Origin of the sequence: Rhabdochromatium marinum, assembly GCF_016583795.1 — a bacterium.
In the GTDB taxonomy this organism is placed as follows: domain Bacteria; phylum Pseudomonadota; class Gammaproteobacteria; order Chromatiales; family Chromatiaceae; genus Rhabdochromatium; species Rhabdochromatium marinum.
Genome location: NZ_NRRS01000006.1, coordinates 110,270 through 130,384 on the forward strand (window position 1 = coordinate 110,270; position 20,115 = coordinate 130,384).

The 20,115-nt window shown below is 60.4% G+C and carries 17 protein-coding genes; 9 read left to right on the top strand and 8 right to left on the bottom strand.

Annotated features, from left to right (window positions below; genetic code table 11):
* The first annotated feature begins 219 nt into the window (after window positions 1-219).
* Window positions 220-1,920, top strand: coding sequence for a DUF342 domain-containing protein (locus CKO36_RS03470; RefSeq protein ID WP_200280575.1), 1,701 nt, complete (start codon window positions 220-222; stop codon window positions 1,918-1,920).
* 4 nt (window positions 1,921-1,924) lie between these two features.
* On the opposite strand, the gene CKO36_RS03475 is transcribed toward CKO36_RS03470, so the two are convergent.
* The 4 genes from CKO36_RS03475 to CKO36_RS03490 form a co-directional block, all read right to left on the bottom strand.
* Window positions 1,925-2,254: a YebG family protein gene (locus CKO36_RS03475; protein WP_200280578.1), complete on the bottom strand. Its 330-nt coding sequence runs from the start codon at window positions 2,252-2,254 to the stop codon at window positions 1,925-1,927.
* A 32-nt stretch (window positions 2,255-2,286) separates the two neighbouring features.
* The gene (locus CKO36_RS03480) at window positions 2,287-3,582 is read right to left on the bottom strand and encodes a citrate synthase (RefSeq protein ID WP_200280581.1); all 1,296 of its coding nucleotides are present in this window, start codon (window positions 3,580-3,582) and stop codon (window positions 2,287-2,289) included.
* A 322-nt stretch (window positions 3,583-3,904) separates the two neighbouring features.
* Complete coding sequence (gene rpmE, locus CKO36_RS03485; RefSeq protein ID WP_200280585.1) at window positions 3,905-4,105, bottom strand: 50S ribosomal protein L31; 201 nt, start codon at window positions 4,103-4,105, stop codon at window positions 3,905-3,907.
* Window positions 4,106-4,210: 105 nt separating this feature from the next.
* Window positions 4,211-5,413, bottom strand: a complete 1,203-nt coding sequence (locus CKO36_RS03490) for a glucose-1-phosphate adenylyltransferase family protein (protein ID WP_200280588.1) — start codon at window positions 5,411-5,413, stop codon at window positions 4,211-4,213.
* A gap of 209 nt (window positions 5,414-5,622) precedes the next feature.
* On the opposite strand from CKO36_RS03490, the gene folD reads away from it, so the two are divergent.
* On the top strand, window positions 5,623-6,480 hold the full coding sequence (gene folD / locus CKO36_RS03495; protein ID WP_200280591.1) for a bifunctional methylenetetrahydrofolate dehydrogenase/methenyltetrahydrofolate cyclohydrolase FolD: 858 nt from the start codon (window positions 5,623-5,625) through the stop codon (window positions 6,478-6,480).
* A 120-nt stretch (window positions 6,481-6,600) separates the two neighbouring features.
* Window positions 6,601-7,068: a c-type cytochrome gene (locus tag CKO36_RS03500; RefSeq protein WP_200280594.1), complete on the top strand. Its 468-nt coding sequence runs from the start codon at window positions 6,601-6,603 to the stop codon at window positions 7,066-7,068.
* Window positions 7,069-7,110: 42 nt separating this feature from the next.
* Here the strand turns inward: CKO36_RS03500 and CKO36_RS03505 are convergent, their stop codons facing one another.
* Complete coding sequence (locus CKO36_RS03505) at window positions 7,111-7,800, bottom strand: cytochrome b/b6 domain-containing protein (RefSeq protein WP_200280597.1); 690 nt, start codon at window positions 7,798-7,800, stop codon at window positions 7,111-7,113.
* 64 nt (window positions 7,801-7,864) lie between these two features.
* Between CKO36_RS03505 and CKO36_RS03510 the strand changes: the two genes are divergently transcribed.
* Window positions 7,865-8,827: a PDC sensor domain-containing protein gene (locus CKO36_RS03510; protein ID WP_200280600.1), complete on the top strand. Its 963-nt coding sequence runs from the start codon at window positions 7,865-7,867 to the stop codon at window positions 8,825-8,827.
* Window position 8,828: 1 nt separating this feature from the next.
* On the opposite strand, the gene CKO36_RS03515 is transcribed toward CKO36_RS03510, so the two are convergent.
* Genes CKO36_RS03515 through CKO36_RS03525 form a run of 3 tightly spaced genes read right to left on the bottom strand, consistent with a single transcriptional unit; the run spans window position 8,829 to window position 11,376 of the window.
* Window positions 8,829-9,641, bottom strand: coding sequence for an ABC transporter ATP-binding protein (locus CKO36_RS03515; protein ID WP_338053415.1), 813 nt, complete (start codon window positions 9,639-9,641; stop codon window positions 8,829-8,831).
* Window positions 9,638-10,396: an ABC transporter permease gene (locus tag CKO36_RS03520; protein ID WP_200280603.1), complete on the bottom strand. Its 759-nt coding sequence runs from the start codon at window positions 10,394-10,396 to the stop codon at window positions 9,638-9,640. The genes CKO36_RS03515 and CKO36_RS03520 overlap by 4 nt, the downstream gene beginning before the upstream one ends.
* Window positions 10,396-11,376: an ABC transporter substrate-binding protein gene (locus CKO36_RS03525; protein ID WP_200280605.1), complete on the bottom strand. Its 981-nt coding sequence runs from the start codon at window positions 11,374-11,376 to the stop codon at window positions 10,396-10,398. The genes CKO36_RS03520 and CKO36_RS03525 overlap by 1 nt, the downstream gene beginning before the upstream one ends.
* Before the next feature lie 177 nt (window positions 11,377-11,553).
* Between CKO36_RS03525 and CKO36_RS03530 the strand changes: the two genes are divergently transcribed.
* From CKO36_RS03530 to CKO36_RS03550, 5 genes are all read left to right on the top strand, one after another.
* A complete protein-coding gene (locus CKO36_RS03530; protein ID WP_242469357.1) occupies window positions 11,554-13,740 on the top strand; it encodes a molybdopterin-containing oxidoreductase family protein in 2,187 nt (728 codons plus the stop codon).
* A 375-nt stretch (window positions 13,741-14,115) separates the two neighbouring features.
* Window positions 14,116-14,622, top strand: coding sequence for a YehS family protein (locus CKO36_RS03535; protein ID WP_200280608.1), 507 nt, complete (start codon window positions 14,116-14,118; stop codon window positions 14,620-14,622).
* Complete coding sequence (dbpA, locus tag CKO36_RS03540; RefSeq protein WP_200280611.1) at window positions 14,619-16,004, top strand: ATP-dependent RNA helicase DbpA; 1,386 nt, start codon at window positions 14,619-14,621, stop codon at window positions 16,002-16,004. Before CKO36_RS03535 ends, dbpA begins: the two co-directional genes overlap by 4 nt.
* Window positions 16,005-16,183: 179 nt before the next feature.
* Complete coding sequence (locus CKO36_RS03545) at window positions 16,184-17,356, top strand: ATP-binding protein (protein WP_200280614.1); 1,173 nt, start codon at window positions 16,184-16,186, stop codon at window positions 17,354-17,356.
* Window positions 17,353-20,073: an ATP-binding protein gene (locus CKO36_RS03550; protein WP_200280617.1), complete on the top strand. Its 2,721-nt coding sequence runs from the start codon at window positions 17,353-17,355 to the stop codon at window positions 20,071-20,073. The genes CKO36_RS03545 and CKO36_RS03550 overlap by 4 nt, the downstream gene beginning before the upstream one ends.
* Window positions 20,074-20,115: the final 42 nt, after the last annotated feature.

Here is a 20,115-nt window from a genome sequence, read left to right on the forward strand (position 1 = left end):
AGACCCGATCAATCTTTCTGATTCAAACATTTGAGCAATACCCGGCATATTTTGCCACAATATGGCCCGGCACTCCAGATCAAGCGGTTGGACCTTGCGGTCTGATCCCCTGAGCGCTAAATAAAATCGCAGAACCCCAGGCCCTCGCGCCCGCTCGGTCCGATCCATAGCAGCGCCGGCCATCTGCCTGCCGCGGCCAAGCACAGGAATTTTTCACTCATGACCCCGGATTCGAATAACGCCAACCCTCCATCCGCCACTCAAACGCAAGTTACCCTGCAGCGCAACCCGACGGGCACCAAGGTGCTGGCCGTGGTGAGCAACGGCGAACAGCCGCTGACGATTGACAAAAACTGGCTTGTGGCCGAACTGAACAGCAGCGGCCTCAAGGGCGCCCAGATTTCCAAGCAGGGCATTCAGAAGCTGCAGCGGATGTTGCTCAACAAAGAGGATGGCGAGATCGAAATCGGTGAATGTCATGATGCCATCGTCAGCCTCCAGGTGAGCGAAGACAAGCTGTCGGCCAAGCTGTTGCTAAAAACCGCGCGCGGAGGGGAGCCGGCGACGGTCGAGCATGTCACGGAAGTCATCAATCACTTCAACCTCGCCAGCCAGCTGATCGATCATGCTGCCATTAACCGTCTGCTGGCTGCCGCCCCCAAGGCCACCGCCGGCACGACCTTGCAAATCGTCATCGCGCGCGGCAAAGCGCCCGTTGATGGCCAACACAGCATTTTTGAACCACTGGTGGAAATCACCGAGCGACGCCCGACCCGGCGCGCCGATGGCTCTTTGAATTACCGCGAACTCGGTGCCATCCCAACCGTCAACCCCGGCGATCACCTGATGCGCCGCCACCCGCCAACGCCAGGGGTCGATGGTTACCGGGTCAACGGCGAACCCATCAAAGCCAAAAACGGCCGTCTGCTCCAGTTCGGCCCCCACAAAGGTGCGGTGGTCTCCGAGGAAGACCCGAATCTGCTCGTCGCATCCATCACCGGCCAGCCGGTACTCCAGCCCAATGGCGCCTCCGTTGATCCGCTGCTGAAGGTCAAGGATGTCAATCTGCGCTCCGGCAATATCGACTATGACGGCAGCCTGCTGGTTCAGGGCAGCGTCAGTCCCGGTATGCAGATTCGGGTAACCGGCGATGTACTGATCACAGAGATGGTCGAATGCGCCGAACTCATCGTTGGCGGCAACCTGAATGTAAAAATGGGTATTTCCGGGCCGACCGAAAAAAGTAAGCAGGAGTATCAGGATTTGAGCATGAGCGTCCGCTGTGGCGGCAACCTGAGCGCCGGCCATGTCGAAAACGCCACCCTGGATGTTAAAGGCGACATCACCATCAAAAGCCAGCTCACCCACTGCCAGGTCAGCTGTGACAATCAGCTGATTGTCGGCTCAGCCGGTCAACAGCGCAGCGGCATCGTCGGCGGGCGCGTCCGCGCAACAAAATTGATTCGCGCCTACAACCTGGGCGCCGAAGCCGGCATTGCCACCGCCGTGATGTTGCAATGCTCCAACGAACTCATGGAGCAGCTTAACAAGGTCAAAGAAAACATCGTCTACAAGCAGGGTGATCTCGCCCGCCTGGCGCGAAAAATGGTTGAGCAATCCAAGAAAAAAGATGCTGACACCGAAGAACGCCTAAACGAACTCAAGCAACAGAGCGAAGCAGCTAAGGCAGATGCGCAGGCATTAGCCACCGAGCGCGACCAACTTCAGGCCGTCATCACCGCTATGCTCGACAGTTCCATTGATGTCCCTGGCAATGTCTATCCGCGCGTATCCATTACCATCGGCGATCAAACCCAGGAAGTGGGCAAGGTGGCACGCGAAGTGAGCTTCTCCTACGACGATGGCAAACTGCTGATGCGCCCACTCGAAAAAGACGCAAAAGCAAAAGCAAGGAAATAACCCGTTACGCCCCGGAGGCCAGCTCCGAGCGCTCCGGGGCCGCAACCGCATCATTGGCCGACGAGGCCGGCTTTTTGCGCGCCGTCGGCGCTGGCGCGGCCTCCTTACCCTTGAGAATTCGCTCAACTGTGCGAGCATGGCGCGCGAGATGAATCGTCAGCTCCTCAAGATCCGTATCCGGCAGGTTGGGCAGCACCTGCTCATCGCGCAGCCACTGCGCCAGAGCATCGGCAACATCCAGCGCCTTATCGTAAGCATCCGCTTGTTTTTTATCGGCCGTTCGCAAGCGTTCCACTCCCTGCTTGTCTTTGACGATGTATTCAATTTCAATCACGGTAACGGCTCCTGTCGTCTGGCCTGCTGTCCTCAGCGCTTTGAGATCGGCACATAATCGCGCACCTGCGGGCCATGATAAATCTGCCGGGGCCGGCCGATGCGCATGCTCGGCTCACTCATCATCTCCGCCCAATGTGAAACCCAGCCGACGGTGCGCGCCAGCGCAAACATCACCGTGAACATGTTGCGCGGAATGCCCAAGGCCTGATAGATGATTCCAGAGTAGAAATCAACATTCGGATAGAGCTTGCGCTCGACAAAATATTCATCCTCAAGCGCAATGCGCTCCAGCTCCAGGGCCAGATCAAAGAGCGGATTCTTGTTATCCGCCAGCTCCTCTAACACCTGATGGCACACCTCACGAATGATCTTGGCACGCGGGTCGTAATTCTTATAGACCCGATGCCCAAAGCCCATCAACCGAAACGGATCATCCTTATCCTTGGCTTTCTCGATGAACTTGGCGACATTCTCGACCCGGCCAATTTCCGTCAGCATATCCAGCACCGCCTCATTCGCCCCACCGTGCGCAGGCCCCCAGAGCGAGGCTACGCCAGCGGCAATACAGGCAAAGGGATTGGCCCCCGAACTGCCGGCCAGACGCACGGTTGAGGTACTGGCATTCTGCTCATGATCGGCGTGCAAGATGAACAGCAGATTCAGTGCCTTCTCCGCGATCAGACGTGGTTCGTAATCGGCGCAAGGCGTTGCAAACATCATGTAGAGAAAGTTGGCGCAATAGCGCAGATCATTGCGCGGATACATGATGGGCTCACCGACATTATGCTTATAGGTCGCGGCGGCAATACTGGGAATCTTGGCAATTAACCGATGGGCGGAAATTTCGCGATAGCGCGGATCATTCACATTAATCGAATCGTGATAGAAGGCCGACAAGGATCCCACCACCCCGCACAGCACCGCCATGGGATGCGCATCGTAGCGAAAGCCGTCGAGAAAACTCTTGAGGTTCTCATTCAGCATGGTATGCCGCATGATCACCTCTTCAAAGTCATTCAGCTCCTCCTCGCTGGGCAAATCGCCATAAAACAGCAAATACGCCACTTCAAGAAAACTCGCCTTGGTGGCCAGCTGCTCAATCGGATAGCCGCGATACAGGAGCACGCCCTTTTCACCATCGATAAAGGTAATGGCGCTGTGACAACTGGCGGTCGCCATAAAACCGGGATCATAGGTAAAGAACCCCGCATCCCGATACAGCGATGAAATATCCACTGCCGGCGGCCCGAGCGTCCCATGCTTGAGCGAATACTCATGCTGGGTGCCATCGGCGTTATTGGTAAGGGTGATGGTCTCGTTGGTCATGACAGGACTCCTGGGGACAGACTGCATTGGAGCCGATCCCACAAGGGTGGTGCCGCGCACTATCGAGATGCGCCGGGAAGGATCAGGCGGATGACCAGTCGGCACCCTGGTGCCTGACTGTTGGTGGGATATGCTAAGTCATCCGAGGCGGAGGCTAAAGCACCTTTTTCATGGCGCAAGCAGAATCAACCAGTTGCACAGGGTGCAACCGGAGAAAAACACATACTAAGGCGGGGCGCCCGCGTCCTAAAGGTAGGCAGCCGGGAACCGGACAGACCGCGCAGCCAAGGCGGTCTGACCAACCGAAACAAGCGAACGCGATTTAGCGCGCGTACTTGCGGCGGAACTTATCGATCCGACCGGCGGTATCAAGGATTTTCTGCTTGCCGGTGTAGAAAGGATGGCAGGCCGAGCAGACCTCAACGTGCAGCTCCTTGTTCAGCGTCGAACGGGTGGAGAACTCGTTGCCGCAACTGCAAACGACCTTAATATCCTGATATTCTGGATGAATTCCTGCTTTCATGGAGCACCTTCTCAAAGGAACCAACGACACCAACAAGGTATCGGTAAACCGCGCAGTATAACCAGCCATGAACGGCTTGCAAAGGGTCAACGCGCGCCGCCGCACTCAGACGCGCGTCCCCTTGGGCACCACCACCACCCCTTCGGGCGAAACGGTGAAACGCGCCCGATCCTGCTTGCGGTCAACGCCGATGCGCGCGCCAGGTGAAACCACCACATCCTTGTCGAGAATACAGCGGTTGAGTTCCGCCCCCGCCCCCACCTGCACACCATCGAAGAGAATGGCACCATCGACAATGGCACCATCATCCACTCTGACACAGGGAAAGAATACCGAGCGATTGACAGCCCCACCCCGGATCAGGGTTCCCGCCGCCAGCATGGAATTGACAAAAACGCCCTCATTGCCCGACCCCGGCCCAGGTACCGTGCGTGCCGGTGCATGCTGGCCTTGATAAGTAAAAATGTGCCAGCCAGGCTGATAGAGATCCAGCGACGGACGCGCTTCCAACATCGCCATGTGCGCTTGATAATAGGCATCGATCGAGCCCAGATCACTCCAATAGCCATCCCGTGACACCCGCCCGCGCGTGCCGCCAAAGCGATAGCCAAACACCCGCTCCGCACTGGCATGTTTCAGCAGGGTTGCCACAAAGTCAGTTTCCGGCTGACCATTGCCGAGGTGCAACAAAGCCTCAAGCTGCTCCAGCAGATAGTCTTTGTTGATGACCATTACCCCCATGGGCGCCAACCCCGACGCTGGATGCTCAGACGCCGGCCCCTGCAATTCGAGAATCCGATCATCCTCGCCACAGTGCACGCGATAGGCACTGGGCGCAGACTCCTCAGTCATCGGCCGCAACGCTGCTGTCATCTGCGCTTGCTGCTCATCGTGCCAACGCAGCAGCTCAGCATAGTCCATGCGATACACCGCACCGGCGTCGAGCAACAACAAACGCCGCGCCGGCGTGCGCTCGATCAAATAGCGGCTTTGCCGCAAGGCATCGACAACGCCCAGATACCAGCCGCCATCGGCGCGCATTTGCGGTGGCAGCGGCGTAATAAATTCGCCAAGCTCGGCATTGAACACCGACCAGCCATCGCGCAAATGCTTATACAGCGAATGCGACTTGTACTGCGTCAGCACCAAAATTTGGCGCAAGCCCGAGTGCAGACAGTTCGCGAGCGAGAAGTCGATGACCCGATATTTGCCACCAAAGGGCACCGCCGCCTTGGTACGTTGCTCGGTCAGGGCTTCTGGCGCACCCCGCTCGGTCGCGATCAGAAACGTCAGCGTTTCGCTTGGCATTCAATCTCCTTGAACAAGTGTTGCAGTGATCTGGTAAGACGGCATCCAGGGAATCGCATGGCCTTCATAGCCGCATGGCGCCCGCTTACCGTCGCCATGATATAAGGTTTTGCATCGCCAGCCTGCCACCAGCGCGAGCAAGGCGCTATCATACGAGCCTAAACAGCCATACTCAGGCCGCGCCCCACCTCAGGCAGGATCTTTACGACATGAGCGCACAGCTTCTTGACGGCAAACAAATTGCCGCAACCATTCGCAGCGAACTCAGCACCCGGGTTGCCATCCGCACCCAGGCCGGCTCACCACCGCCCGGGCTGGCCGTGGTGCTGGTCGGCGCCAATCCCGCTTCCCAAGTCTATGTCCGCAACAAGCAAAAAGCCTGCGCCGAAGTCGGCTTTCTCTCCGAACTGCACGAACGGCCCGCAGACATCACCCAGAGCGAATTGCTGGCGCTAATCGACCAACTCAACACCGATGCGCGCATTCACGGCATTCTGGTGCAACTGCCACTGCCATCGCATATCGACGCCGAGGCGGTCATTGAGCGCATCGACCCGACCAAGGATGTCGATGGTTTTCATCCCTACAATGTCGGGCGCCTGTCGCTGCGCATGCCCCTGCTGCGCCCCTGCACACCCAAGGGCATCATGACCCTGCTTGCCCAGACCGGCCAGACACTGGAAGGTCTCGATGCCGTGGTCATCGGGCAATCCAATATCGTCGGCCGGCCCATGGCATTGGAGCTGCTCGCCGCCCGCTGCACCATCAGCGTCTGCCACAGCCGCACCCGCGATCTTGCCGCCAAGGCCCGCGCCGCCGATGTGTTGGTGGTCGCGATCGGTCGCACCCGCTTCGTCCCCGGCGACTGGATTAAGCCCGGCGCGCTGGTGATTGATGTCGGCATGAACCGCGACGAAAACGGGCGTCTGTGCGGCGATGTTGACTTTGACACCGCCCGCGAACGTGCCGGCTGGATCACCCCGGTGCCTGGCGGGGTCGGCCCCATGACCATCGCCAGCCTGCTGGAAAACACCCTGCAAGCGGCCGAACTTGCGCCCCCCAACTGAGCAGAAATCAACTGCCGGGGGTTTCATTTTTTGGCAAATGCCCTATCCTTGGGTGTTCCTTTCTCGATTGCCGCGATCAAACGCGGTTTCTCCAACCGTTCATTACCAGGAGCCATCCCCATGAAACGATTGACTATTCTGTCCACCACAGCCCTGTTGTCCATCAGCCTCGTTGGTGGTGCCTTCGCCGCCGGTATGAAACCGGAACAACAGATCGAAACCCGCCAGGCCGGGTATAAATTCATGGCCTGGAACATGCATAAAATCAAAGCCAATCTCAGCGGCAATTTCAAGCAGCAACAGGTACAAAAAGCCGCTGATGCGATCGCCGGCATTGCCAACTCCGGCATGGGCGCCCTCTACGGCCCCGGCACCGACAAGGCTGTCAATGGCGTTGAAACCCGCGTCAAACCGGAACTCTTCACCAACAAAAAAGAAGCCGGTAAGGTTGCACGCGACTTCATCGACGCTGCCAACAACCTGGCTGAAGTCGCCGCCATGGGTGATGAAGCCGAAGTCAAACAAGCCTTCGGCGCCCTCGGCGAATCCTGCAAAGCCTGTCATAAACAGTTCCGTCAGGACGACTAATCCCACCTAGGCCCGTCACCCGGGCCGCTCCATACCGCGCCATTACCACGCCGGTGGTGGTGCCGGCGGCGGGGGCGGTGGCAACAGACCGCCCGCCCCCACCCAAACCACCAAGGCTGCAACCAACAGCGCCGCCAACAGCGCCAACCCGCCGCCACCGCGCGTCGGTTGCACCCGTGCTTCCTCCACCGACTTCATCCCCGTCACCATCGGCCGGATCAGATTCTGCCGCCGTACCAGGGTATAAAACAGTGCCGCCAGAATATGCAGCGCCACCAGCGCGCCGATCAGCCAAATGGTCTGACGATGCCAACCGCTCAAGCGGTCGCTGAGATCACTGGACACCAGACTGAACAGCGGTCCCTGAAACGCAATATCATCAGTGGCAAAGAGTCCACTCAGCACCTGAAACAGCAACACCCCCAGCAGGGCAAACACCGACAGCGCACCTAAGGGATTATGCCCCAACCCCTGCCAGCGCCCCTGAAGGTAAGCCAGAATCCGCGCCGGCGTCGGTATAAAATCCGCAAAGCGCGCATAGGTCGAACCAACAAAGCCCCATACCAGGCGGAAACTCAGCAACCCCAACACTCCAAGTCCGGCGCGTTCATGCCAGACCATCCAGTTGCCACCCTGAAGTCCGGTTAAAAACGCCAGCAGCACCAGCAAAACCAGCGTCCAATGGAACACCCGCGTTGGCAGATCCCAGATACGAACCGCTTGCAACGACATCTTTAGATTTCTCCCTGCAACACAATCATCGAATCGAACATCATCCTATACATAGAGCAACATTATGAGCGAAGCACTGCAAGCCGCCATTGCCCGTCAACGTATGCTGCTGCATACCCGGCTCTCGGCCGTTCTGTCGCGCCTGCACACAGCCTGCCTCGAAGCCTGGGGAGACCGGGCTGCGCTGGAGCAGCAACTCACCGCGACCATGGCCACCCTGCCCTATGGCAAGTACCTCTACCTGCTTGATCATCAGGCCCAGCAGATTACCGCCAACATCGCCCGCGATGCGCTGTTGCCGGAGCACTACGGACGTGATCGTACCTCCCGGCCCTACATGGCCGAGGCCATCGCCGGCGCCGATTTCTCACTGTCACCAGCCTACCTGAGTCGCAACAACCGGCGTCCATCGCTAACCGCAGTACAGCGGTTAACAGGACCGGATGGCACCCTGCTCGGCTACCTGGGCGCCGATTTCGATCTGCGTGATCTGCCCCTGACACGCGAACTCTATCGACAGTCGGATCAATGGCTACAGCTCAAGGGCGATCCCGCTATCCGGGGCGGACTCTTCTTTCAGCAGCGGATCGAAAGCCTGATGGACAGCCGCATCGACGAGGTGTTGGATCTGCTGGCCGAGCTGATCCGCTCGCACGGGGTGTTCCATGGCAAGCTGCATTTCTCCAGTTCCCGCGCAACCCTCTGGCTACTCGACACGCCCTATCACTTCCGGGTGCTCGACTACGAGGATCTGAGCGATCCAGCGATCTGCCTCGCCTACCCACAGCGCGCTTACCCCGAGGAGGCAGAGATTCCGGCCGCTCAGATTCGAACGGTCTTTGATCAATTTCGTGCGCTGCGCCTGATGGACGAAAACATCTATTTGCGCTCCGGTTCACTGAACATCATGAACGGCATCGTCGCGCTCAATTTCTCCTGCGACGGTTCGCACTACATGCGCTGGGACGAATTCCTCGACAAACGCCTCGATTTCTGGCTGGGGACCTCGGCGCTCACCAGCCCTTGATTCATACGGCGCTGTTTGCCGCTGTCGCGTGCAACAAATGAAACGCCTCGAACAGCTCCCGACGGTATTCGGAAAAATCAGTGTGGGTGCGTTCACGCGGATAGGGCAGACCAATCGTCATCACCCGCTGGATGCGCCCCGGGCTGGAGGCCATGAGCACTACCCGCTGCGCGAGAGCGATGGCCTCATCAAGATCATGGGTCACAAAGACCACAGTGGTGCGCTTCACTTCCCACAGCCGCAAAATTTCGTCTTGCAAACGCAAGCGCGTGAAGGCGTCGAGCGCGGCAAAGGGTTCATCCATGAAAAGCACCGAGGGCTCGACCGCCAGAGCGCGCGCGATGGCCACCCGCTGCTTCATACCGCTGGAAATTTGATGCGGATGCTGATGCGCAGCCGCAGACAGACCGACCAGTTGCAGCGTCTCATGCGCACGCGCTTTCGCCTCCGGTGTTGACATTCCAAGCGCTTCGAGGCCAAACACCACATTGCCCAGCACAGTGCGCCAGGGAAAGAGCCCATAGTCCTGAAAAATCATGATGTGATCCGGGTTCGGTCCCTGAATCGGCTCACCGTCGATCAGCACACGACCCGCGCTAGGGGGCTCAAAGCCGCACATCATCTGGATCAGCGTGGTCTTGCCACAGCCGCTCGGTCCAACCAGACAGACAAATTCACCAGCGCAGATACTCAGCTCGACGCCCATCACAGCGACGGTTTCACCTCCTCGCGCCGAGCAGTAGCGTTTTTCCAGCCCTGTCGCGACAATCTTAGGCTTGAGCTGATCACCCGGCCCCGCAGCTATCGCACTCACACCCCAATCCCCCACTGGCGACCGATCAGATCCTCAAGTGCACGCATACCGCGATAGATGCCAAGCCCCAGCACGCCAATCACCAGCATGCCAGCCATAATCATATCGGTGCGGAGAAAGTTGCGCGCATCGACGATCATGTAACCCAGTCCTGACTGGGCGCCCAGCATTTCGCCAGCCACCAGATGAATCCAGCCGGTGCCAACCGCGATGTGCAGCCCGGACATGATGCCGGGAAAGGCCGCCGGCAGGATCACCAGCAAAACAGTCATGCCCGAGCCAACACCGAAATTGCGCGCCACCTTGAGATATACCGCCGGGACGGATTTCACCGCCGTGATGGTGGTAAGCAGCATGGGAAAAAAACAGGCCAGAAAAATGATATAGATCGCCGGGGCACTGCCAATGCCAAACCAGAGCACCGCCAGCGGTGACCAGGCAATCGGCGAAATCGGCCGCAGCACCTGAATCAGCGGATCGAACAACCGGCGCAAAAAGCCGACACACCCAAACAACAGTCCCAGCGGGATCGCGATCAGCAGCGCAAGACCATAGCCGGTAAAAAAGCGGACCAGGCTAATCCAGGTATTGCTCCACAGAGTGCCATTAATGGCAACCTCAATCAGCGCCTCAATCGTAGCAGTCGGGCCGGGAAAGAGTGCCGGTGGATAGAACAGTGCAATCAGTTGCCAGACGCCGCCAAAGGCGACGAGAATCAGCACCGGCAGCAGCCAGTGTCCAAGCCGGTGCCACATCAGGACAGCTCAGCGCGTACAAAGCGATCATTCAGATAGGCATCAAGATCGGCTGTCCCTTGCGCGATACCGAACTGCTGCATATAGCCTTGAGTCGCTTCAAAATCCTGCCGGCGCGGCACCAGATCGTTGAAGGTAATGCGGCCCTTGGGCGTTGTCAGCACCGTCTCAATGATCTCCGGGCGCTGCCCGATCAGCTTCACCGACCCCTTGGCCGCTGCGGCCGGATCTGCCTGCACGAAGCGCGCGGTGCGCCCCATAGCGTTGACCAGCTCATGCACTGCTTGTGGATATTGATTGATGATATCCTCATGCATATTCAGCACGCAGCAAATGTGGTCATGCCAGATATCCTTCGACAGCATCAACACCCGCCCCACCTCCAGCGCCTCGGCCTGGGCGCCGAAGGGCTCTGCCACGATATAGCAATCGATCTGATTGGTGGCCATGGCATGCACCATCTCAGGTGGCGCCATGTCGATGATCCGCACCTCGCTCACTTCCATTTGATGCTCGGCCAGCACCTTGCGCAACAGAATGTTATGCGTGGAGAAGGGACTGGGCACGGCAATGGAGCGGCCCCTGAGATCCTCAATGCGATGAATACCGCTATCGTGCTTAACGGTAATCACACTGCCGTTGCGATGGCCGAGCATCACCGCCTGAATGGGCACCCCCGTGACCCTGAGGGTCAGCCCAATCGGAGTCAGCAGAAAACCGCCATCAATCGCCCCGGCTTTCAGCGCCTCGGCAATGTCAGGCCAGGAGGAAAACTTCAGCGGCTGAATCTCCACATGAGCGAAGGATTCGCGCGCGGCTGCAATGATCAGCAAATGATCAGTAATCGGCAAATAGCCAATTTTGAGCTTAACCTTGTGAACGCCCGCCAGAGCCGGACTGGTTAAACCGGGAGCCAGCGTCAGCCCCGCCCTGGAGGCCAAAGCGATCGCGGAACTTGTTAGAAAATCGCGTCTTTTCATAGGGTAACCCTTCTGCTTCGAGGTGCGCGAGCGGCCCGTCCGTTCAGCCTCACACCCGGATTATAACCGTCAGCACCGGGGTCGAGGAAAAGGTTGCGAAAGCCAAGGCCACCAAGGTAAAAATGACGATACCAACCAGCCAGACGATAACATTCTCAACGCTTTCGAGGAGGCCTCATGTCGGTTCAAACAGCGCCGGGCAGTGATGTCAACAGCCGCCGCAAGGCCATCTGTGGTATCTGTCCCGCCGGATGTTGGGTGGAAGTGGACTACGACGCTGAGGGTCGTCTGGCGCGGCTGCGCCCGGACCGGGATCATCCGCTCGGAGCCCTCTGCACCCTGGGCGAGCATGCGGCGGAAATCGTCTACTCCGAGCATCGGCTTCAACATCCGCTGCGACGCAAGGGACCGAAGGGCACACTGGATTTTGAGCCCATCAGCTGGGACCAGGCCTTTGAACTGATGGTCGAGCGTCTCGAATCGATCAAGACCGAATCGGGGCCGGAAGCCACCGCCATCTACACCGGACGCGGCAGCTTCGAGCTGGCGATGTGCGATCTTTTTCAACCCCAGGGCGTGGCGGTATCCTCAGCCTCCAGCGTACTCTTTCCCTTCGGCTCACCCAACACTCTGGGCGTGGGTGCGCTCTGCTATGTCTCCATGGCGATGATCGCACCCCATGTGACCATGGGGGGCATGTTCATCAATATGTTTTCGGATATCGAGAACGCCGAGCTGGTCGTGGTCTGGGGCGCCAACCCGGCCACCGACAGCCCGCCGCGCGATCTCGACCGCATCCTTGCCGCCAAGCAGCGCGGAGCCGAGGTGGTAGTGATCGATCCGCGCCGCACCCGCACCGCGCGTCTCGCCGATGCCGAGTGGGTGGCCCTGCGTCCCGGCACCGACGGGGCTCTGGCCCTGAGTCTGGCGCAGGTGATCATCGAAGAACACCTCCATGATCCGACTTTCGTGCGCGACTGGACGCTTGGCTTCGAGGATTTTCGCCAATATGTCCAAGGCTTCCGTCCGAAGCAAGCCGCACGCATCACCGGCGTGCCGGCGGACAACATCCGCCGGTTGGCACGGCGCCTGGCCCGGGCCAAGGGTGCGAGTCCAGTCATGTACACTGGTCTTGAGTACAGCGACTCTGGCGTGCAGGCGATCCGCGCAACCATGGTGCTCTGGGCACTCGCGGGCCAGCTTGACGTGCCGGGCGGGCGCTGCTTCAGCATGCCGGACAGCAACTTCCCGCCCAATCGCTCGCGGCTGCTCGCCAATCCGGCGCTGGACAAGGCCCTCGGGCGCGAGCGCTTTCCCATCTACAGCCAGTATCGCGGAGAGTCCCACGCCATTGCCCTGCCAGAGTCGGTGCTGGAGGGCAAACCGTATCGCATTCGGGGACTGATCGTCCTGGGCGCCTCACTCATTACCTCCTGGCCACAACCCGACGTGTGGCGCAAGACGCTCGGCGCGCTCGACTTCCTGGTCAGCATTGACCGCCAACTCACCGCCGACTGCGCCTATGCCGATCTGGTGCTGCCGGCCACCACCGGCTTCGAGATCGACAGCTACATGCGCTATGGACCCATCTTTCGCCTGCGCGAGCGTGTCATCGATCCGGTAGGTGAAGCGCGCAGCGATTTCCTGATTCTCGCCGAGTTGGCGCGACGGCTCGGTTATGGTGACTATTTTCCGCAGGACGAGGAGTCCATCGTTCGCTTCGCGCTTGAGGGTAGTGACTACAGCCTGGAAGATGTCCGCGCAGCCGGCGGCTGGGTCAAGCGTGATACACCCGCCATGCAATATCGCAAATGGGAAAGCGGTCTGTTGCGCACGGATGGTCAGCCAGGCTTCGCAACCCCCTCGGGCAAGCTCGAAATTGCCTCCAGCCTCCTGGCCGAACACGGCTATGAGGCCCTGCCGGTCTATACCGAGCCCGCCGAAGGACCGGTGGCGAACCCGGATCTGGTCAGAGACTATCCGCTGGTGTTCAATTCCGGCGCGCGGGTCACCACGGATTTTCGCTCCCAACACCACGGCATCCCAGGGCTGCTAGCCAAGCGTCCAGAGCCCACCGTCACCATTAACACACAAGATGCTGCGGCACGGGGTATCGCTGACGGGGATAAGGTGCGCATTCGCTCGCCACGCGGCGCGGTCGAAATGCGTGCCCTGGTGACCGACGACATGGTCGCAGGCGCCATCGACGCCAACATGGGCGGCGGCACGCCAGTGGGCCCACCGTCCTGGCGCGATGCCAACATCAATGAACTCACCGACATCGCCCGCTACGATCCCATCAGCGGCTTTCCCATCTACAAAACCTTACTCTGTGAGGTGGAACGCACCGAAGCAAGCACCTGAGGCGCCTCCTCTCAATCCGCTGGATCACGCAAATAGCCTTGGTTGTCCATAAAGGCGCCATTCGGGAGATACCATGGCGGGCAAAATGCTCGCGCAACCAGCGAATCACTGTCCAGTGGCGCGCGCTCAGTGGCAGCTCCTACGCTGCGGCCTGAGCGCGCACGAAGGCTTCCGACCAGTCGCCGGGACTTGACAGTTAGCCCTCAAGGTCATTGTGTGAGCGACTGGTTTTTTCAAGAATGTATTGTGTCAGGACTGGAGCCGTTGCTACTCCTCAAGGATTGGGCCGAGAAGCGCCCCGAACTATTCAAAAAGCGCGTATATAATCTTCGGGGACTTGACAATTACCTGCCTATTTAGCCATTGAGCCCCTGTATGACCAACAACGATATCCTGCGCCGCCTTCGATACACATTCGACTTCGATGACTCCAAGATGATTGCGGTGTTTGCCGCAGCGAACAGTCGGGTGACCCGCTCGCAAGTCAGCAATTGGTTGAAGAAAGGCGATGATCCGGAGTTCGAGGAATGTGGCGATCGCCAATTGGCGACCTTCCTCAACGGCTTGATCAATGATCGACGGGGCACGAAAGACGGCGAGCAGCCCGAGCCGGAACACTTGCTGAACAACAACATCATCTTCAGAAAGCTCAAGATCGCTTTGGATCTGAAGGCGGACGATATCCTGCGTCTCCTCGCCGCAAGTGACGTTCACATCAGCAAGCATGAGTTGAGTGCGTTCTTTCGCAAGCCGGATCATAAGCACTACCGTCAATGTAAGGATCAGATTCTGCGCAACTTTCTCAACGGGGTGCAGTTGGAGTACCGCGATGGCCGTCCTCAACAGGACGATTCCAGTGCCACTGCGGGACAGGCGTCTTGACCACTACCTCATTCAGCTCGCTCAACCTCAACCCGGATCTGCTGGAGAATCTGTCCTCGCTCGGCTATGACACCATGACCCCCATCCAGGCACTGAGCTGTCCGGATATCCTGGCGGGGAAGGATGTCATCGCACAGGGCAAGACCGGTTCGGGGAAGACCGCTGCCTTTGGGCTCGGTCTGCTGGAACGGCTCGATGTCGGACGCTTTCGGGTCCAATCCCTTGTCCTCTGTCCCACCCGCGAACTCGCCGATCAGGTGGCCAAGGAGATCCGTGCACTGGGCCGCCGGAGGCACAACATCAAGGTGCTGACACTCTGCGGCGGGGTTGCCGTTGGCCCTCAGATCGGCTCACTGGAACACGGTGCCCATATTGTGGTGGGAACCCCGGGCCGCATCGCGGATCATCTGGAGCGAGGCACGCTGCGGCTGGATGAGGTGGCCATGCTGGTGCTCGACGAGGCGGATCGGATGCTGGAGATGGGCTTCGAAAAGGCGCTGGATGCGATCATCGACCGGATACCGAAGAAACGCCAGACACTGCTGTTTAGCGCCACCTACCCCAGTCGGATCCAGGCCATCGCTCGGCGGATCATGACTGAACCGGTCATGGCCCAAGTGGCGTCCACCCACGACAATCGCAGTATCGCCCAGCACTTCTATCGCGTGACCGACGATCGACAGCGGCAGCAAGCGCTATGCCTCTTGCTGTTGCAGCACCAACCGGTGTCGACCCTGGTGTTTTGCAATACCAAGGTCGACACGCGACAGGTGGCTCAGGGATTGCAGGACAGTGGTTTTAGCGTCCTCGCGCTGCACGGCGACCTGGAGCAACGGGATCGGGATGAGATCCTGGTGCGCTTCTCCAATAAGAGCGTCTCGGTGCTGGTGGCCACCGATTTGGCGGCCCGTGGTTTGGACATCGATTCGCTCGATGCGGTGATCAACTATCGGATTGCGCTGGATGCGGAGGTACATACCCATCGCGTTGGTCGTACCGGGCGTGCCGGCAGCCAGGGTGCGGCCTTTTCTCTCTACGATGACGGTGAGGCGCATCGCGTCGCCTTATTGAATACCGCAGTGGATCCCATCATGGACAGCGAGTCGTTGCCGCCACTCGATCGGCTGGAACGGCGCCCGATGGTGCCGCCGATGGCCACCGTTCAGATCGATGGTGGCAAGAAGCAAAAGGTTCGCCCAGGGGACATCCTGGGCGCTCTGACGGGGCCAGGTGGTATTCGTGGCGATCAAGTCGGAAAAATCCAGATCGCCGATCAATGGGCCTATGTGGCGGTCAGCCGAGAGAGCGTCGGGGCGGCGTTGAAAAAGTTGTCCGTCGGCAAGCTGAAGGGACGCGCGTTTCGTGTCAGGCTGATCAAATAATCTCCCAGGACTTGGCACCCCAATCATCCCAAAACTATCTGTTCGCCGCCATTTGCGGCTATACACAATCGCAACGAATGTACCTCCTGGATATGCTCAACAATGGCTATTTTCACATCAAATCTGTGTTACACTATTTTTAGTGTAAATTATTTTTGATGCACTCCGGGAGGGTAGCCATGCGCATCGTGATCGGAAGCCCCGTTGAGGATGATGACTTTTTCGACCGCGAGTCGGAGCGCCGACGGATGTGGCGCCGTTTGGAGACCGACAGTCTGTTGCTGCTCGCACCGCGACGGATCGGCAAGACCTCCTTGATGCGGGCACTGTGCGCCGAGGGCGCGGATCACGGCTTCCAGGCGGTGAGCCTCAGCTTCGCCGCCTGCTCCGACGAGATGCACTGCGTCCGGGAGCTTGCGAAGGCCATTGCCGGCGCCCGCAGACAGGACCTGTCCGCACTCCAGCAGGCACTCAAGGGTCTGTTGCCGAATCTGAAGTCACTGAAGCTGGGGCCACTGGGGATCGAACTCGCCACGGGTGAAAGTCCTGATTGGCGCGACCTCGGCGAGGCCCTGACCCGCTCCCTTGGCACCCTCGACGGGCGCTGGCTGATCGCCGTCGACGAGGTGCCGGTCTTCCTGCTCCATCTGCTGAAGCAAGACGACGGGCTCGCCCGTATCCGTGGCTTTCTCTACTGGCTGCGCACCCTGCGCCAGGACCACCATGCCCAGGTTCGGTGGATCCTGGCCGGCTCCATCGGGCTCGATACGGTCGCCGCCCGTCACGGACTCGGCGACACGGTCAACGACCTCATGCCGATGCCGCTCGGCGCCTTCGAGCCGGAGACCGCCGAGCGGTTTCTCCAGGCGCTGGCCGAGAGCTATAAATTGGATATGAGCGGCGAGGTCCGCCGCCACATCATCGCGCAGCTCGGCTGGCCGGTACCCTACTACCTGCAAATCCTGTTCGGCGAACTCTACGACCGCGTCGAGGACGGCGAACGACTCGACACCGTTCTCGTAGACCAGGTCTTCGACGACCTGCTGAAACCGGCCCACAAGGGTTACTTCGACTACTGGCGCCAACGCCTCACCGAGGAACTGGGTCAACCCGACGACGGCCACGCGACCCACCTGCTCAGCCATTGCGCCCGCGACCCGAGCGGCGCCAGCCGCACGACCCTGGAGCAGGCACTCGCCGAACGGATCGCGGAGCCCGACAGCCGCGAGACCTGTCTGCGCTATCTGCTCGACATCCTGAGGAGCGACGGCTATCTGGTCCAACTCGACGGCCGCTGGCGCTTCCGCCTGGAGCTGTTGCGCCGCTACTGGCTGCAGCGGGTGGCACCATGACCCGCAGCGAGCTGGACGAGGACCTGCACGGTGTCGCCGTCTACAACCCGGACCTCTTGAGCCGCGACGAGCTCAAACGCTACTTCGTCGGGCGTCTGCCACTCCTGGAGCGCATTCTCGCCGACCTGAGACGCGAGCGGCCCGGCCGTATCGGTCAGCACCGACTCTTGCTCGGCCAGCGCGGCATGGGCAAGACCAGCCTGCTGCGGCGCATCGCCATCGCCGTCGAGGAGGATCCCGAGCTGGACGCCATCTGGCTGCCGCTGACCTTTCCGGAAGAGCAATACAATGTCGCCGATCCATCCGACCTCTGGCTCAACTGTCTGGACGCGATCGGCGACGCCCTGGAGCGTCGCGGCCGGACCGACGAGGCCAAGGCGCTGGATTCCCGCATCGAGTCGCTGCACGACGCCTCGCCGGAGACCGTCCTGAATGCACTGCTGGACCAGGCGCGCCAACTGGATCGGCGTCTGCTGCTGTTGCTCGACAACGTCGACCTGATCCTGTATCGACTGCGCGAGCATCACTGGGCACTGCGCGAGGCCCTGCAGTCCTGCCCTGATCTGCTGCTCTTCGGTGCCAGTGCCCGGGCGATCGAGGCCAGCTACCAATACGATGCCGCCTTCTACGACTTCTTCCGCATCGACGAGCTGAAGGGACTCACCGAGGACGAGCTGCGCGCCACCCTGGTCCGGCTGGCCGAGGTCGGCGGTACGCCAGCCGTCGCCGAGCTGGTCGAGCGCGATCCGGCGCGGATCCAAACCCTGCATCTGCTCACCGGCGGCAATCCGCGCACCACGGTGCTGCTCTACGGCGTGCTCGCGCAGGGACCGGGCGGCGATGTGCGCTCGGACCTGGAGGGCCTGCTGGACCGGGTCACGCCCTTGTACAAGGCCCGCTTCGAAGAGCTGCCCGAACGCGGTCAGCAGCTCGTGGACGCACTGGCCCTGCACTGGGACCCGGCCAGCGCCCGCCAGCTCGCCGACCGGCTCGGCTGGGGCGTCAACCTGGTCTCGGCCCAGCTCGACCGGCTCCAGGTCCAGGGTGTCGTCGAGAAGACCGCGCCTTACCAAGGCAAGCGCGCCCTGTTCCAGCTCGCCGAGCGCTTCTTCAATATCTGGTACCTGATGCGTGCCAGCCGCCGCGTCCGTCGCCGCCTGGCCTGGCTGGTGCGCTTCCTGCGCATGTGGTTCAGCACCCAGGAACTCGACGCCCATGCCCGCAGCCAGCTCGCGCGCCGACGCGCCAATGCCCGCGACGCCGAATACAGCCTGGCCCTGGCCCAATGCGTCGAGGACACACCGCTGCGCTCCGCGCTGGAGAACCAGGGACTGCGCGCCCTACTCGACGACGGCGAGACCCGCCGCCGTCTCGGCGAGCTGCTGGACCTGCGTGGCGAGGATGCCGCACTGGCCACCAAGGCCGAGCGTATGCGGGTGCTCGCCGAGATCCGGGAGCGGATGACTGCGGCGCTGGAGACCGCCGAGGTCGACATCGACCGAAATGCCTTCTTATTCCAGCTACTCGGCAGTCCGTCGCTGTCGCTCACCGATAAACAGCAAATGACCCGAAACGCTGGTGGCTGGATGCCGAATCAATGGCGAGAACTCAGCCGATTCCTTGATGAAAAACGACAGAAAGGACAAGCGGTTTTGCGCATTGACATGACTGCGCTCTATCAGGCGATCGGAGAAGGGGATATGACCGCCCTGGATGACATCGAAGGCGCAGCCGCAGCGGCGGAACGTCTGGGCACGAGCGATCAACTGGCCGTTGCCTGGACGTTACATGCCGACCAGTACCCGGAGGAGAGCGAGCAGGCCTTCCGCCGCGCCATCGAGATCGATCCGGACTTCGCTCTCCCCTGGAATGGGCTCGGCAATCTGCTAAAGAACCGCTTGGCCCGCTACGACGAGGCCGAGCAGGCCTACCGCCACGCAATCGAGATCGATCCGGACTTCGCTCTCCCCTGGAACGGGCTCGGCAATCTGCTGATGCAACACTTGGCTCGCTACGACGAGGCCGAGCAGGCCTTCCGCCGCGCCATCGAGATCGATCCAGACTTCGCTCTCCCCTGGAACGGGCTCGGCAATCTGCTGACACAACACTTGGCCCGCTACGACAAGGCCGAGCAGGCCTTCCGCTGCGCCATCAAGATCGATCCGAACGATGCGATCCCCTGGTACGGGCTCGGCAATCTGCTGCAAGACCACTTGGCCCGCTACGACGAAGCCGAGCAGGCCTTCCGCCGCGCCATCGAGATCAATCCGGACGATCCGCTCTACAGCAACAATCTAGCTTGGTTTTTGTATAAACAGGATAGGGATCTTCCAGAGGCTCGCCGTCTTGCCCAGCAGGCGGTCGAACTCGCGTCGGAAAATTTCTACTACGCCCATACACTCGCCACGGTCCTTGTCCGTCTCGGCGACTGGCCGGCTGCGGCAGCGTTGATCCGGCGCCTCGTCGACGAGGGTGGCACAGCCTTCACCGAAGAAACCTGGGACGATGTCCTGGCGCTGTTCCAAGAAGCCGTGCGGGCCGACCAAGCCGCCGCCGCGCGGGACTTGCTCGACGCCACGAAGGCTGGCGAGCGGTGGCGGCCGCTGCGCGAGGCGCTGGCCGCCGCAGCCGAGGGTAGCGCGGACTATCTGCGCTTGGTGGCACCGGAAGTGCGCACGCCCGCGAAAGCGATCTTCGAGTTCCTCACTGGCGCCTGATACCGCCCTGCGGCGCCCCTGATCCTGCACCCCTCCCCTATG

What these genes read in the sequence shown, in the direction of transcription:
- CKO36_RS03510 (WP_200280600.1), top strand. Translation starts at nt 7,865, where the DNA reads ATGAGCGAAGCACTGCAAGCCGCCATTGCCCGTCAACGTATGCTGCTG.
- CKO36_RS03550 (WP_200280617.1), top strand. Translation starts at nt 17,353, where the DNA reads ATGACCCGCAGCGAGCTGGACGAGGACCTGCACGGTGTCGCCGTCTAC.
- CKO36_RS03520 (WP_200280603.1), bottom strand. Translation starts at nt 10,396, where the DNA reads ATGTGGCACCGGCTTGGACACTGGCTGCTGCCGGTGCTGATTCTCGTC.
- CKO36_RS03490 (WP_200280588.1), bottom strand. Translation starts at nt 5,413, where the DNA reads ATGCCAAGCGAAACGCTGACGTTTCTGATCGCGACCGAGCGGGGTGCG.
- CKO36_RS03470 (WP_200280575.1), top strand. Translation starts at nt 220, where the DNA reads ATGACCCCGGATTCGAATAACGCCAACCCTCCATCCGCCACTCAAACG.
- CKO36_RS03525 (WP_200280605.1), bottom strand. Translation starts at nt 11,376, where the DNA reads ATGAAAAGACGCGATTTTCTAACAAGTTCCGCGATCGCTTTGGCCTCC.
- CKO36_RS03530 (WP_242469357.1), top strand. Translation starts at nt 11,554, where the DNA reads ATGTCGGTTCAAACAGCGCCGGGCAGTGATGTCAACAGCCGCCGCAAG.
- CKO36_RS03545 (WP_200280614.1), top strand. Translation starts at nt 16,184, where the DNA reads ATGCGCATCGTGATCGGAAGCCCCGTTGAGGATGATGACTTTTTCGAC.
- CKO36_RS03535 (WP_200280608.1), top strand. Translation starts at nt 14,116, where the DNA reads ATGACCAACAACGATATCCTGCGCCGCCTTCGATACACATTCGACTTC.
- CKO36_RS03480 (WP_200280581.1), bottom strand. Translation starts at nt 3,582, where the DNA reads ATGACCAACGAGACCATCACCCTTACCAATAACGCCGATGGCACCCAG.
- rpmE (WP_200280585.1), bottom strand. Translation starts at nt 4,105, where the DNA reads ATGAAAGCAGGAATTCATCCAGAATATCAGGATATTAAGGTCGTTTGC.
- CKO36_RS03505 (WP_200280597.1), bottom strand. Translation starts at nt 7,800, where the DNA reads ATGTCGTTGCAAGCGGTTCGTATCTGGGATCTGCCAACGCGGGTGTTC.
- folD (WP_200280591.1), top strand. Translation starts at nt 5,623, where the DNA reads ATGAGCGCACAGCTTCTTGACGGCAAACAAATTGCCGCAACCATTCGC.
- CKO36_RS03500 (WP_200280594.1), top strand. Translation starts at nt 6,601, where the DNA reads ATGAAACGATTGACTATTCTGTCCACCACAGCCCTGTTGTCCATCAGC.